The sequence below is a fragment of the Mesorhizobium sp. P3_A10 genome, from assembly GCF_056403175.1.
Genome location: NZ_JBFUFZ010000003.1, coordinates 154,174 through 168,442, shown reverse-complemented (window position 1 = coordinate 168,442; position 14,269 = coordinate 154,174). Strand labels below are relative to the sequence as shown.

Below are 14,269 nucleotides of genomic sequence, written 5' to 3'. Positions count from 1 at the left end.
CGATAGCCTTCCCATGAAGGCCGGTGCCGCGTCGGTCGCGGGCGCGCTGTCACAGGGCCAGAACTGAGCCTCACCAAAAACTTCTCCGGACCGGTGCGTCCGATTTGGCCTGCTTCGCCGGTTTCGGCGTCGGCAATCCTGCGCTTTGCAATTCTTCGCGTAAACACCGAACTGACATCGCATTGCTGGTCTGACTTCGCTTGCGCCGAGTTCTATCGGACGTCACCGCCGGCCGCAGGCTGACGAGCCTGATAACCGAGGCCGTGCAGAGGCGCTCTGGGTCAACGGCTTTGCACGACGGTCCAGCCTTCAATCGGCTCCTTCACTGCTGGACGGGCATTGACACTCGCGTTTGCGCCGGAAATAGTAGTGAAACGGCGTTGCGATATAATCAACGATTCACGATCGTATCGAACAAGCGTCGCGTATGGACCGATAGGCGGCAAGACAAGCGCGGAGGGCTGATGCCTGAAGGCGATCACTTTTCCATCTTGTTCGAGCTTATCCAGATCGGCTTGGAAGCCGCTTTTTGAGGGGAGAAAGTCAGTGTCCAAGCAAATTCCCGCACGCGCCGATGTCGTAATTGTCGGGGGTGGAATCGTCGGAACCTCGATTGCCTACCATCTGCCGAAGTTCGGAAAACGTGACGTCGTCTTGCTGGAGCGCAAGAAACTGACATCCGGAACGACGTGGCACGCGGCCGGCATTGTCGGTCGACTGAGGCCGTCGCGATCAATGGCTGATTTAGCGAAATATTCGATAGATCTTCTGCGCCGCCTCGAAGAAGAAACCGGGCAGTCCACAGGATTCAAGCAGAATGGCGGCTTTATGATCGCCCTCGACGAAAATCGGCTGGAACTCCTGAGGCGCTCCTCTTCCTATGCCCAATATATTGGCGTTCTGGCCCCCATGGTGACGCCAGAAGAACTTCAAGAGGCGTGGCCGCTTCTGAACATTGATGGCATCCTAGGGGCGCTTCATATTCCCGAAAATGGTCAGGTCAATCCTGTGGACTATACCATGGCCCTGGCCAAGGGCGCTCGCCAAGGTGGCGTCAGCATCTTCGAGGATACAAATGTCACTGGACTCCTCAAACGCGGCGATAGGATCGTCGGCGTCGAGACTGAAGACGGGCAGATCGAGGCGAACACGGTTGTTCTGGCCTGCGGCATGTGGACTAGGGAACTGGCGCGCAAGGTCGGCGTGGCTGTGCCGCTTCACGCGGCCGAACACTTCTATATGGTTACGGAACCGATCGCCCAGCTCGACTCAAAAACGCCCGTTCTCGTGATTTCGGAAGAACGATCTTACTACAAGGAGGACGCAGGCAAGTTGCTTGTCGGAATTTTCGAGGAGCGTGGCAAGGCATGGGCCACGCACGGCATTCCGGAGGAATTCGAGTTCGATAGTCTGCCGGGGAACTACGAGCACTACGAAAACGAACTTGCCATGGCAACAAAGCGCGTGCCGCGTCTAGAAAGCGCTGGTGTGCAGACCCTTTTCGTCGGGCCGGAGAGTTTTACCGCAGACGGCCGCTATCTCATAGGGCCGGCCCCCGAGGTCAGCGGATTATTTGTATCAGCTGGCTTCAATTCCAGCGGCATTATGTCATCAGGCGGCATGGGCAAAGTCGTGGCGGAATGGGTTGCCTCAGGCAACAGCCCGGTCGATATGCATGCGTTCGCCCTTACCCGCACAATGCCATTCCAAGCCAATCGCCACTTTATGGCCGAACGAGTGACCGAGTCGATTGGCATCTGGTCAAACATGCCTTGGCCCGGCAAGCAAATGAAGAGCGCTCGCGATGTGCGTCGGATGCCATTGCACCATGAACTGAAAGCGGCTGGTGCGCACTTTGGTGAGCGCGTCGGCTGGGAAATTCCGCTTTGGTACGCACCCAAGGATTCCAGCGAGTTCCGATACAGATTGGGGCGGCAGGATTGGTATCCGTTTGCGCGCGAAGAAAGCCTGGCTGTCCGCGACAATGTCGCGCTGATTGACCAATCGGCCTATGCCAAATTCGTCATCTCCGGTCCGGATGCACTCCGCGATCTCAACAGGCTCTGCGCAAACGAAATCGACGCACCGGTCGGAAAAGTGGTTTACACAGCTTGGTTGAACGAGAAGGGTGGGTTCGAGGCGGATCTCACGGTCACAAGATTGGCCGAGGATCGCTTCCTGGTCATTTCTGGTTTCGCCGATCAGAGGATCGATCTCGCGTGGTTGGATGCTAATTTGCCGAAAGGCGCGGCGACTGCCGTTCAGGATGTCACGAATTCTTTTGGTCTCTTGGCTATAATGGGCCCCAAGAGCCGGCAGTTGCTACAGAGTCTGAGCGATTCTGACCTTTCGAACGATGCCCTCAATTTTGGGTATTCCGACGAAATCAACCTGGGACATGTAACAGTTCGCGCTTCTCGCGTGACCTTTGTAGGCGAACTCGGGTATGAAATCCTGGTGCCTACCGAGATGTGTGGCTATCTCCACGACCTGATCGTTGGAGCAGGTGCCGGCTTCGGATTGCGCTATGCTGGACTCTACGCGGTAGCGGCGTGTCGCCTGGAGCGCGGATATCGCCTGATGGGCTTGGACATCACTGCCGACGAAACACCGGTTGAGGCCGGTCTCGGCTTCGCGGTGGGCTGGCACAAGGTGGGCGACTTTATCGGCCGGGAAAGGGTCGAGGCGCAGCGGGGACGCCCCCCAGAATCTCGGCTCGTTCAGTTCGCCTTGGAAGGCGACGACGCACCGATCTTGATCGGCAACGAGATCATCTGGCGCAACGGCGATCGCGTGGGCACCATCACCTCTGGTGGCTGGGGCTTTCGCATCGACCGATCGCTCGGCATGGGTTACGTATTCGCCCCCGGCGGTGCTTCTGCTGATTGGCTGAAACAGGGAAGCTTCGAGATCGAGGTGGCAGGTGCGAAGTTTCCTGCCGTGGCTCAATTGGCTCCATTCTACGATCCGACTGGCGAACGGACACGTATGTGAACCCCCAGATGCCACGTTCGAGTAAGATAGAACCGTCGCGATTTGTGGTCGCAGTGCCGGAGAGCGCGATTCTGCACGATGCACTCGATCATGCTCGATCGATGGTGAAATCCGCTGGCCACGAAGTGGTTTCACCACGATCGCCGCCGGAAGAGTGGGGAGACCTCACCGCCCGCATCGACATTCTGGTGCTGACGCCGCGCGGTCGTTTCCCGGTCGCCTTGATGAAGAAGGCAGCGAGGTTAAGAAGCATTGTTTTTCCGACGATCGGCGTCGATCCACTCGACGTCAAGGCGGCAACGCTCGCCGGCATAGCGGTCGGCCATGGAGCACCGGCTGAGAGTGTCTACAGCATGGCGGAAGCAACGGTGATGCTCATTGCGAGCTTGATGCACCGTGTTGCAGAAAAGCAAACGGTGTTGATGAATGGAAGTTGGCGCGAGCCGTTGGTGCTTGGCCGTATGCTACGAGGAAAGACAGTAGGGCTGGTCGGATTTGGCCGCATCGGTCGAGCGGTGGCTGAACTTTTGGCGCCGTGGCAGGTGAGAATCCTTGTCGCCGACCCCGCAGTGACGGATGCAGACCTGGACGCGACCGCAGTGCCTCTAACAAATCTCCTTTGTGAGAGCGATGTCGTATCGCTCCACATGACGTTGACCGGTGCCAGTCGTAGCTTGATTGGGAGAGATGAACTTGCTCTGATGAAACCAGGCGCCGTGATCGTCAACACGTCACGAGGCGCGTTGATCGACGAAGATGCGCTGGCAGACGCGCTACAGGCAGGTCGCCTCGGCGGGGCGGCAGTTGACGTCTTCGCAATCGAACCCCTGCCAGCCGAAAGCCGGCTGCGTCATTGTGCCAACGCAATCCTCACGCCGCATAATGCGGGTCACACCGTTGAACTGATGCGCGCACTTACGGAGTCCTTGATCGACAATCTGCACGAATTGCTGGCCGGTAACCCTCCGCGCCATTTGTACAATCAAGAAGTCGCTGCCAATTGGCAAGGGCGCTTCGGCTCGGCAGCGCCCAAACTGCATACAACCGTTGACAGATAAGAACATGGCCCAGCAATCCGATCTGGTGGCGCGGCGCGCCAAACTTTTGGGGGCCAAGTCTCAGCTCTTTTACGCCAATCCGATCCACCTCGTGCGTGGGGAGGGTGTTTGGCTTTTCGACTCGGACGGCAGGCGCTATCTTGACGCTTATAACAATGTGGCCCATGTCGGCCATTGTCATCCGCATGTCGTAGAGGCGATGCATCGACAGGCGTCGCTGCTCAACACCCACACTCGCTATCTACACACGACCATTCTCGACTATGTCGAACGTTTGACAGCGACGTTCGCTCCGCCGATTTCGACAGCGGTTCTTGCGTGTACCGGCAGCGAGGCGAATGATATCGCGCTACGAATGGCGCAAGCTGTTACCGGGCGCCTGGGCGTTATCGCTACGGACGCGACGTATCATGGAAACACCGCCGCGGTCTCACAGCTAAGCACGCGCATGCCGCCGATCGGCGGCCATGCTCAACATATTCGGCTCGTACCGGCACCGGATAGCCTTAGGCCAGGGGATGGGCAGGAAGGTGAGCGGTTCGCTGCCGACGTCCGCGAAGCTATCGCGTCGCTGCAGGCCGCCGGAATAGGCATGTCGGCCTTGATCGTGTGTCCGATGCTGGCCAATGAGGGATTTCCAAGTTTGGTCAACGGCTTCTTCGATGGCGCCATCGAAGCCGTGCGCTTGGCTGGTGGATTGGTGATCGCCGACGAGGTGCAACCTGGATTTGGTCGCACAGGCACGCATTTCTGGGGCCACCAGCGCGTCGGCTTCCTGCCTGATATCGTAACCATGGGCAAGCCGATGGGTAATGGCCACCCCGTTGCCGGCGTTGCGACATCAGAAGCGATTTTGGCATCGTTTCGCGAGGCCTTCCGCTACTTCAACACTTTCGGCGGCAATCCAGTGTCGTGTGCGGCAGCCAACGCGGTGCTGGACGTGCTAGAGGGCGAGAACCTCATCGACAACGCACAGCGAGTAGGTGAAGCGTCGCTGGCACTGATGCGCCCCTTGACCGAGAGTCATAAGTGCGTCGGTGATATCCGAGGTACGGGGCTGTTTTTCGGGCTGGAGTTGGTCCGTAACCGCGCTATCCGCGACCCAGCGCCTGACTTGGCGACCGCCGTCGTCGATGAAATGCGCGAACGTGGAGTTCTGATAGGCAAGACCGGCATTCACGGCAACGTTCTAAAAATAAGACCACCAATGCCTTTTGGCATTGAGAATGCGACATTCCTCGTTGGTATCCTTGATGAGGTTCTTGCCGACCTTGCCTGCGAGGCGCTCTGATGACCGGGCATCAGAACAACGCCGATGAAGCCGTCGCGATGAAGGATCTGGCTCGTCAGGCGCTGATAGCCTGGGGGGTCGAAGACTGCGATCCAGTATTGCTCAAATACCGGGAGAACGTGGTTTTTCGTGTCGTCATGCCAAGTGGCCTGCCTGCGGCATTGCGTATCCACCGGTTTGGCTACCATTCCGACGCCGCGTTGCGATCGGAGTTGCAGTGGATGAACTACCTGCAAGCCAGTGGCATCCCGACGCCCCGGCCGATTGCAGCTTTGTCGGGTGAGTTGTTCGTGCATGCTCGGACGGAGGCTTCCTCTCAGTCGCGACAAGTTGACTGCATGTCCTGGGTGGAGGGGCGGCCGCTTGGCCAGAGTGGCGTCCCGCTAAACATGTCAGGTGACGAAGCGAAGCGTTCTTTCTCAGCCTTGGGACGCACGATCGCGCGGATGCACAATCTGACTGAGGCGTGGCCTCTTCCCCGTGATTTTGAAAGGCACGCATGGGACTTCGGAGCTTTCTTCTCCGAAAATCCATTGTGGGGGCCTTTTACCAACTCGCCTCTGCTCGATCATGCCTTGCGTGACCTCGTATGGAAATCTCGCGAAAAGGCGATGGGTGCTTTAGTGGGTTTCGAAAAAAGCGCCAGGACTTTCGGATTGATACATGCAGACCTTGTGCGCGAGAATATTTTGATGAGCGAGGACCACTCGGCCCAAGTCATCGATTTCGATGATTGCGGCTTCGGGTGGCGTATGTACGACGTTGCGGTGAGCCTCTATCAGAATCGAGAGGATCCGCTCTTTGACGTCATCGAATCCGCATTGCTGGAGGGGTATGCCTCGGAAAGGACGTTGACAGCGCGTGACATCAAGGCATTGCCATTGTTCACCGCCTTACGCGCTTTTGCAATGATAGGGTGGATGCAAAGTCGAGCCGACAGCGATGCGGCGCGTGAGACCGGAGCCAGAATGTCAAAGAAAGCGGCCGAAACGGCAACTTGGTATTTGGATCATGAATAGAAACGACAGGTTGGTTCGCATCGCGGTCATATTGGTTTGTGCGGCTCCGTCCGCACCGTGCCTTTTTCAAAGCCTGCTATTTCCAACCGCGCGCTCCTGGTCCCATCGCACCATTGCAGCTACTTGACCGAGAGGTTGCGAGGGGACTAGTCACGAGGAGCATTTAAGTCAGGGCGCTATGAAAACGGCAAAGCTTACGATCCGATTGCTTCGAGAATTTAGTGTTCAGCATCCCGAACTCGGGGTCAGCGAACTCGCTCGCCGGCTGGTGCTCGACAAGGCGACAATACATCGACTCCTGCGATCGCTGTGGGAAGAAGGCATTATTGAGCAGAATTTGGCGACCAAGAGGTACCGCCTAGGGTTGGCGATTTTGGATTTGGCGGCTTCGCGTCTTCAGGCGCTTGGCTTTGTTGAGCTCGCCGCAGGCGAGATGCGCAGCCTTCGCGAAGAGGTTGGTGAAAGCGTTGGCCTACATGTACGAGATGGCCGCGATATGGTTTGCGTACACTATAACGAAGCGTCACACCCGCTGACTGTTCGTTTCACTTTGGGTGAGCGATCACCGGTCCACGTCACGGCTACAGGGCTCATCAGTCTCGCGGAGATGTCGGCGCAAGATTCGGCGAGCGTGGTCGAGGAGGCAGCCCGCGCATATCCGGCATTTCCCGCGCCAGACATCAACGATTTTTCGGAGAAGCTGGCCAAGGTACGGCAAGAGCAGCTGTCAGTTGCCGACCAAAGTTACCAGAAAGGCGTGCGGGGAATTGCGGTTCCTATTCGCGATGGGGATGGTTCGCTGGTTGCCACGCTTAGCATACTTGCACCGGCCAGCCGGCTCTCGACAGTGGAACTGCTCAAGCACCGATCAGTGTTAACTGAAACGGCCCGGAGAATTGGTCGTAAAATTCCAGTCGGAATGGAGGTGTTGGCGGCGAACGCGGTGCAGACGTCCTAGTTAAGGCTTTCTAGACAGCGCTTCTACCGCCTTCGCAAGGTAAAATAGCGCCCGTCGTCCAGCGCGATTCATCCGACAACAGGAATAGCGCTGCGCGAGCCATGTCCTGAGGGTGCGCGACATAATTCATCGGGAATGCCTCTGCGAGTTGCTCGCGATCCTCTTCAGATGGCTTCCAAGCATCGAACATTTCCGACCGCGTCGGGCCAGGTGCGATGGCGTTGACGCGAATTCCATCACGGGCATAGTCAAGCGCGGCGCAACGCGTTAGCGCGGTCAAGCCCCACTTGCTGGTAGCGTAGATGCTGTTGCCGGCGGCGCTGATCATGCCAGCAATGGACGAGGCATTGACGATCGACCCACCTCCCGATTGAAGCATAGCTGCGGCCTCGTGTTTCAAGCAAAGGAACACGCCACGCAGGTTGGTTTGCATGACCCGATCGAATTCCTCCACTTGTGCCATGTGAATTGGCATCCGCGCGCCGCTCACTCCTGCACAGTTGAAAGCGCCATCCAGACGACCGAAACGTTCTGATGCGAAACGTACGGCGTTCTCCACGGACACTTCATTACATACGTCACAGGCGACCGCGGCAGCCTGCAATCCCTCGGCACGCAATTTGGACATAGCGTCTTCAACACGTTCGGTACGTCGGGCCGCTGCTACGACTTTGGCGCCTTCCCGAGCGAAGAGCTCAGCCGCTGCTGCGCCAATGCCGCTCGAAGCGCCCGTTATGAAAATGACCTTGTCTTGCAGTCGCGTGTAGCAAGTCTCAAGTGGCGGTGGATTGAGATATCCCAAAGAGTTCCTCCGATTTTAGTTCTGTCGCTCGAACCACCCGAACCAGCTTTGCTGGTGCGGCACTCCTGGCGTTGATTTCGCGAGAGAATGCTCGCGGCCGCCGATGCGTTGGCGCACTGCGCCGGTGATGGTGTGAACTCCTGTTGATACAGCGTTGACTTATTATCAATGACGTCTCGCGCGCAGAATGTAAATCATGCAATTGTTTAGGGAAAACTTCAGGCGTTCAGCCGGCATGAACGCCGTTCGCATGACGGTTTGGGATTTCGCCAGATAACAGCGCAGCCCCTAAGCCGAGCCCGTGGCAACGCGCCCGACAAAGTGGGTTCGATCCCCCGCCAGCTTTGTTGACATGAACTGCTTTTGACCATAGCGTATCGATATCGACACCAGTGTTGATTTATTTGAAACGAGACATGATGCGATGAGCCCGGAATTCAAAAACTATGCTGCCTTCATCAAGGCCAACAACGCGCGGCACATCCTGCATCCGATGATTTCGCCTCAGGAGACGGCCAGGTCGGCGCCGTTGATCATCAGCAAGGGCAAGGGCGTGTTCGTCGAGGACATCGACGGACGGTCCTATCTCGATGCGGTCGGCGGTCTCTGGAACGTCAACATCGGCCATGGGCGTGAGGAAGTGAAACACGCAATCGTCGAGCAACTCGACCGCATCGCCTACTACACAACCTTCGGCAAGACCTCGAACCCGCCGCAGATCGAACTGTCGACGCGTCTGAGTGAAATGCTCGCGGCCGAGCAGATGGCCAAGGTGTTATTTTCATCCGGCGGCTCGGACGCAGTCGAGACCGCGCTCAAGCTCGCGCGCCAATATCACAAGCTGACCGGGCAGCCGGAACGCACCAAATTCTTCTCGTTGAAATACGGCTATCACGGCGTCCATTTCGGCGGATTGTCGGCCGGCGGCAATCCGCCGTTCCGGCAGGCTTTCGAGCCGCTGATGCCAGGTTTCTTTCAGGTCGACAGTCCATTCCTGTACCGCAACCAGTGGACGACCGACCCGCAGGAACTGGGACGGATCTGTGCAGAGCAGCTGGAGCGTGAAATCGTCTATCAGGGCGCCCATACCGTGGCGGCCGTGATCGCCGAACCGATCCAAGGTGCTGGGGGCGTAATTGTCCCCCCAGAGAACTACTGGCCGTTGCTGCGCGAGATCTGCGATCGTCATGGTGTGCTTTTGATCGCCGACGAGATCGTCACTGGCTTCGGTCGCACCGGCGAGATGTTCGGATGTCGGCTCTGGGGCGTAAAGCCCGACATCATGTGTTTCGCCAAGGGCATCACGGCAGGCTACATTCCCCTGGGCGCAACAATGGTCAGCGCCAAAGTCGCGGCGGCATGGGATAACCCGGCCAATCCCGCACCGATCATGCATGGCTATACCTATTCTGGCCACGCGCTGGCCTGTGCGACGGCGACCGCGGTGCTGGACATCGTGGTGCGTGAAAAGCTTTCTGAAAACGCAGCCGCGCGGGGAGTTGAGCTCATGGACGGGCTCAACGCCGTTGCAGAGCAGTCGACGATCATCGGTGATGTGCGCGGCCGCGGGTTGATGGTGGGCGTGGAACTGGTGCGCGACAAGGATACCAAGAAGTCTTTCGGGCCTGCTGATCCAGAGATGAGGGTTTTTGCCGAGACCTGCCTCACCAAGGGCGTCATCGTTCGGGTCATGGCCAGCAAGGTTATACTGTCGCCGCCACTGACGATCAACGCCGAGCAGGTCACGACTATCGTCGAGACGATCGGTCAGGCAGTTGCCGCCGTAGAGCGGGTCCAGAAAGCCGCTTGATGAACACGAACCCCGATTTTCAACAACGCATCAATGCGGAAGCCGCCAAGTCCCTTTCGCCGGCCATGTCATTCGTGGACGGAAAGTCCTGTGAGGCCATTAGCGGCCAGCGCATGGACAGCATTTCGCCAATCGACGGGCTGAGACTTACCGATTTTCCCGAAGGCGACGCGGCCGATATCGATGTCGCGGTTGAGTCGGCGCGGCGGGCCTTCGCGGGCCGGCGCTGGGTCGGGCTCGGTCGGCGCGAACGCAAGAAAATCCTCCTGGGGTTCGCCGATCTGATCGCCCAGCATCAGTTCGAACTGGGTGTTCTGCAATCCAGAGACATGGGCATGCCGGTCGGGATGGCCATCAATATGGATGCCGGCGAAGCTGCCGGCACCATCCGCTGGTATGCCGAGGCGCTCGACAAGCTCAGCGATGAGATGCTGCCGATCTCGGATCGCGAGACCGGGCTCGTCGCCAAGATCGCGCTCGGAGTCGTCGGCGTCATCGTTCCATGGAACTTCCCATTGATGATCGCAGCCTGGAAGTTGGGTCCGGCGCTGGCCAGTGGCAATTCCGTAGTCCTGAAACCAGCCGAAGACGCCTCGCTGGCGATCATCCGGCTCGCTGAACTTGCCAGTGAAGCAGGGGTACCGGACGGCGTTTTCAATGTCGTGACCGGGCGCGGCGACAAAGCAGGTCGCGCGCTTGCACTCCATCCCGACGTCGACGCGATCGCTTTCACCGGGTCGGGCCGGGTGGGCGGACGGATTCTACGCTACGCAGGCGAAAGCAATCTCAAGCGGGTCAGTCTCGAATGTGGCGGCAAGACCGCCAACATCGTGCTGGCCGACGCACCGGATCTGGAAGAGGCCGCCCAGACCGCCGCTCGCGCTATCTTTCGCAACCAGGGACAAATCTGCAATGCACCGTCCCGCCTCCTGGTTGATGCCGCCATTCACGATGACTTCGTCAAGCGCATCACGGAAATCGCCGCAACGCTGAAGACCGGGTCCCCGCTTCATCTAGGCAATGATCTCGGCCCGGTGGTCAACGCTCGGCAGCTCGATGGCATTACCCGGGCAATCGCTGTTGCCGAGGGACAGGAGGGCGTGAGCCTGATGCTTGATGGACGCAAGGCGCAACGGCCTTCCGAGGGCTGCTTTATTGGACCGACGATCGCCGTCGGTGTCGAACCCGCCTCGAAGCTGGCGCAGGAGGAAGTGTTCGGGCCGGTGCTCGCCGTAATGTCTTTCACGTCGCTCGATGAAGCCATCGCGATCGCCAATGGCACACGCTACGGCCTTGGTGCCGCTGTCTGGACACGTGACATAGACAAGGCACTCCACGCCAGCGAGCGCCTGCATGCCGGCAGCGTCTTCGTCAACGCCGCCGGAGGCGTGAACATCGAAATGCCGTTCGGTGGCTTCAAGGAGTCCGGCTTCGGTCGCGATCGCTCGCTGCACGCCTTCGACAAGTTCACGGATATCAAGGCGACGCTCATTCGCCGTTCTGCCCGCGCTGTCGGAGCCGTCGTATGATCGTCGCCACGCAACCGGTGAAAGCGACGACTGCAGCCACGGCCTTTCTCGAAGCATTGAAGCGGCGTGGAGTCGACTACCTGTTCGGCAATGCAGGAACGGATTTTGCCGCGATCATCGAGGCCTATGCGACGCATCCCCAGCCATCCGCCCTTCCTCGACCGATCACCGTGCCGCACGAAAATCTTGCGGTGGCCATGGCGCACGGCGCCTATCTTGCCACCGGCAATCCGCAAGCGGTCATGGTGCACGTCAATGTCGGGACGGCTAACGCAATCTGCGGGCTCATCAACGCCTCTCGCGAACAGGTGCCGCTCATCCTTTGTGCCGGCCGCAACCCGATCACCGAAACGGGTTCCCTGGCATCGCGCAACGCTTTCATCCACTGGGCTCAGGAGATGTTCGACCAGGGCGCCATGGTTCGCGAGGTCGTCAAATGGGACTATGAGCTACGTCGGGCAGATCAAACCGACCTTGTCGTCGACCGGGCGATAAGCATTGCCACGGCCCATCCACGTGGTCCGGTCTATCTCACCTTGCCGCGCGAGACCTTTGGCGAACCCGTGTCTGTTGAACCGGGACGGACTTCACCACAGGTGGCGCCGCCCGCTCCTGACGAGAACGCCATCAACATTGCTGCAAAATGGCTGGCTGAAGCGAGGCGTCCACTCATCGTAACCGGCGCGCTTGGTCGTGAGGCGCGCGAACGCCAAGCATTGGCGGCCTTTGCCGGAGCCCACTCGATTGCGGTGGCGGCGCACCGCCCGCGCTTCATGCCGCTTGATATTGATAATGCAAGCTTCGTTGGTTTCGAACCCGGGCCCTTGGTTGAGGAGGCCGACCTCATCATCGTTGCGTCCTGCGACGTGCCGTGGATTCCTCTGCATCACAGTCCTGGTGCCAGGACGCGCGTGATCCACCTGGCCTTCGATCCGAACTTCTCGCGGTACCCCGTGCGTGGATTTCAGGCCGACCTGGCGATCGATGGCGATGTCGCTACAGCCATGCGTTTGATCCAGGCCGCAAGCCACGCCGAAGCAGATGTGGTCGAGGAAAGGATTGCCTGGCTCGATACCAAGCGGACTGCGTTCAGGACCCTGAGAGAACGAGCCGTAGCCGACGTCGAACTGCCAAGCTATGCTCAAGTGGCACGTTGCCTGGCCGACGTGTCGGGGGAAGGCGACACCATTCTCGCCGAGACGGCATTCCCGACTGAGCTTCTCGCACTCGATGGCGGTGGGGGCTATTTTGGCGCGCCAAGCTCCGGCGGTCTTGGCTGGGCACTCGGCGCGGCTCTGGGAATAAAACTGACCGCGCCGGAAAGACGCGTCATCAGCCTGGTTGGCGACGGCGCCTACATGTTCGGCAACCCGACCCCTGCCCATTTCGTTTCCCGGGCAAATCAATTGCCGACGCTGACCATCATAATGAACAACAGCATGTGGGCAGCAGTTCGGCGCGCCACGCTGTCCGTCTACCCGGACAGCGAAACCAGATCGAACAGAAATGCGGTCTTCACGTATCTCGAGCCAAGTCCCGAATATGAAAAGATCGTCGAAGCATCCGGCGGCTACGGCGAGCGGGTCGAGCAGGCGAAAGACCTGCCGGCAGCGCTTCGCCGTGCCCTGCATGCCGTAGAGCAGGAGGGACGTCAGGCCGTCCTCAACGTGTTGGTTGCCTGAACATAAAACCGGGGAATACTCAACAAAACGGAGGACTAAAAAAATGTTCAAATCTCACATCAAGGCACTGTGTCTCGGCGCCGCTCTGGTCACAGCCACCGCCCTAAGTGTCAGTGCTCAAGAAAAGCAGATCACCGTCGCCAACTTCGGCGGTCTCGTTCAGGACATGGTCCGGGAGCTCTATTTCAGCCCCTTCGCGGCCACTGGCGTGAAGCTGGTGGAAGACAGCCGTGACTATGGCATCGGCGTCATCCGCACCCGCATCGAAGGGGGCAACAACACGTGGGACGTTGTTGCCGCGGAAGATGTCGAGGTGATCCAGGGATGCCAGGAAGGGCTCTTCGAAAAAATCGACTACAGCAAGATCAAGGAAGCCGCCAAGCTGATCCCGGATGCCAAGCTCGATTGCGGCCTTGGTGAGGTCCTCTACAACATGTCGATCGCCTACGATCCCGCCAAGACCTCAGAAGCACCTCAAAATTGGGCCGACTTCTGGAACGTCAAAAAATGGCCTGGCAAGAGATCTCTCTATCGCGACCCACGCGATACGCTGGAGGCAGCGCTGCTTGCCGATGGAGTTGCGCCGGCCGACGTCTACAAGACGCTCGCCACGCCGGAAGGCCAAGATCGCGCCTTCGCCAAGGTCAAGGAACTGATGCCCAACATCATCTGGTGGACCAATCCGGGACAGTCGCGGCAGTTTCTGGCAAGCGGCGAGGCGGTGTTCATTGCCACCTACGACAGCGGTATCAACGCCACCAATCTCGGCGAAGGGCTTAAGAACAAGGTCGTCAACAACAATTCGATCCGCCACATCGACTACTGGGCGATCCCGAAGGGGGCGAAGAATCTCGATACGGCCTATAGCTTCCTGAATTTCGCGACCGAAGCGGAGAGACAGGCGCAACTGGCATCCAAGATGGGGATCTCGGTTCCGAACACCGATGCTCTGCCCTTGGTCAAGCCGGAAGTGCTGCCGTTGTTGTCGGCCAATCCTGACAACATCAAGACGGCGATCCAGTCCAATGCAAGCTTCTGGCTGGACAATTACGATGCGCTGAACCAGCGCATGACGACCCTCATCGGCCAATGATAGAATGACACAGTATGGGCGCCTCCACAGGGT

The 14,269-nt window shown here is 58.8% G+C and carries 11 protein-coding genes; 9 read left to right on the top strand and 2 right to left on the bottom strand.

The window, feature by feature from the left end; translation table 11 throughout:
* Positions 1–281: 281 nt before the first annotated feature.
* Positions 282–554: a hypothetical protein gene (locus AC1DXU_RS13730; protein ID WP_477369220.1), complete on the bottom strand. Its 273-nt coding sequence runs from the start codon at positions 552–554 to the stop codon at positions 282–284.
* On the opposite strand from AC1DXU_RS13730, the gene AC1DXU_RS13725 reads away from it, so the two are divergent.
* From AC1DXU_RS13725 to AC1DXU_RS13705, 5 genes are all read left to right on the top strand, one after another.
* The gene (locus tag AC1DXU_RS13725; RefSeq protein WP_477369218.1) at positions 547–2,994 is read left to right on the top strand and encodes an FAD-dependent oxidoreductase; all 2,448 of its coding nucleotides are present in this window, start codon (positions 547–549) and stop codon (positions 2,992–2,994) included. The genes AC1DXU_RS13730 and AC1DXU_RS13725 overlap by 8 nt on opposite strands.
* Entirely contained in the window at positions 2,991–4,052 is a 1,062-nt protein-coding gene (locus AC1DXU_RS13720) for an NAD(P)-dependent oxidoreductase (RefSeq protein ID WP_477369216.1), read from the top strand. Before AC1DXU_RS13725 ends, AC1DXU_RS13720 begins: the two co-directional genes overlap by 4 nt.
* 4 nt (positions 4,053–4,056) lie before the next feature.
* Complete coding sequence (locus AC1DXU_RS13715) at positions 4,057–5,343, top strand: aminotransferase class III-fold pyridoxal phosphate-dependent enzyme (protein WP_477307793.1); 1,287 nt, start codon at positions 4,057–4,059, stop codon at positions 5,341–5,343.
* On the top strand, positions 5,343–6,362 hold the full coding sequence (locus tag AC1DXU_RS13710; protein ID WP_477322523.1) for a phosphotransferase enzyme family protein: 1,020 nt from the start codon (positions 5,343–5,345) through the stop codon (positions 6,360–6,362). The genes AC1DXU_RS13715 and AC1DXU_RS13710 overlap by 1 nt, the downstream gene beginning before the upstream one ends.
* A gap of 178 nt (positions 6,363–6,540) precedes the next feature.
* Positions 6,541–7,320 carry an IclR family transcriptional regulator gene (locus AC1DXU_RS13705; protein WP_477322525.1) on the top strand — a complete coding sequence of 260 codons (780 nt, stop codon included), beginning with the start codon at positions 6,541–6,543 and terminating at the stop codon, positions 7,318–7,320.
* A 10-nt stretch (positions 7,321–7,330) separates the two neighbouring features.
* Here AC1DXU_RS13705 and AC1DXU_RS13700 read toward each other — a convergent pair whose 3' ends face one another.
* The gene (locus AC1DXU_RS13700; RefSeq protein WP_477369214.1) at positions 7,331–8,122 is read right to left on the bottom strand and encodes an SDR family NAD(P)-dependent oxidoreductase; all 792 of its coding nucleotides are present in this window, start codon (positions 8,120–8,122) and stop codon (positions 7,331–7,333) included.
* 424 nt (positions 8,123–8,546) lie between these two features.
* Here AC1DXU_RS13700 and AC1DXU_RS13695 point away from each other — a divergent pair, with 424 nt between their 5' ends.
* The 4 genes from AC1DXU_RS13695 to AC1DXU_RS13680 are packed head-to-tail and all read left to right on the top strand — an operon-like array spanning position 8,547 to position 14,236.
* A complete protein-coding gene (locus tag AC1DXU_RS13695) occupies positions 8,547–9,932 on the top strand; it encodes an aminotransferase class III-fold pyridoxal phosphate-dependent enzyme (RefSeq protein WP_457154909.1) in 1,386 nt (461 codons plus the stop codon).
* Positions 9,932–11,461, top strand: coding sequence for an aldehyde dehydrogenase family protein (locus AC1DXU_RS13690; protein ID WP_477369212.1), 1,530 nt, complete (start codon positions 9,932–9,934; stop codon positions 11,459–11,461). Before AC1DXU_RS13695 ends, AC1DXU_RS13690 begins: the two co-directional genes overlap by 1 nt.
* Positions 11,458–13,143: a thiamine pyrophosphate-requiring protein gene (locus AC1DXU_RS13685; RefSeq protein WP_457154291.1), complete on the top strand. Its 1,686-nt coding sequence runs from the start codon at positions 11,458–11,460 to the stop codon at positions 13,141–13,143. The genes AC1DXU_RS13690 and AC1DXU_RS13685 overlap by 4 nt, the downstream gene beginning before the upstream one ends.
* Positions 13,144–13,186: 43 nt before the next feature.
* On the top strand, positions 13,187–14,236 hold the full coding sequence (locus tag AC1DXU_RS13680; protein ID WP_126070422.1) for an ABC transporter substrate-binding protein: 1,050 nt from the start codon (positions 13,187–13,189) through the stop codon (positions 14,234–14,236).
* Positions 14,237–14,269: the final 33 nt, after the last annotated feature.

Excerpts from the sequence above, each read along its gene's own strand:
- AC1DXU_RS13715 (WP_477307793.1), top strand. The coding sequence starts at position 4,057 with ATGGCCCAGCAATCCGATCTGGTGGCGCGGCGCGCCAAACTTTTGGGG.
- AC1DXU_RS13710 (WP_477322523.1), top strand. The coding sequence starts at position 5,343 with ATGACCGGGCATCAGAACAACGCCGATGAAGCCGTCGCGATGAAGGAT.
- AC1DXU_RS13705 (WP_477322525.1), top strand. The coding sequence starts at position 6,541 with ATGAAAACGGCAAAGCTTACGATCCGATTGCTTCGAGAATTTAGTGTT.
- AC1DXU_RS13695 (WP_457154909.1), top strand. The coding sequence starts at position 8,547 with ATGAGCCCGGAATTCAAAAACTATGCTGCCTTCATCAAGGCCAACAAC.
- AC1DXU_RS13690 (WP_477369212.1), top strand. The coding sequence starts at position 9,932 with ATGAACACGAACCCCGATTTTCAACAACGCATCAATGCGGAAGCCGCC.
- AC1DXU_RS13685 (WP_457154291.1), top strand. The coding sequence starts at position 11,458 with ATGATCGTCGCCACGCAACCGGTGAAAGCGACGACTGCAGCCACGGCC.
- AC1DXU_RS13680 (WP_126070422.1), top strand. The coding sequence starts at position 13,187 with ATGTTCAAATCTCACATCAAGGCACTGTGTCTCGGCGCCGCTCTGGTC.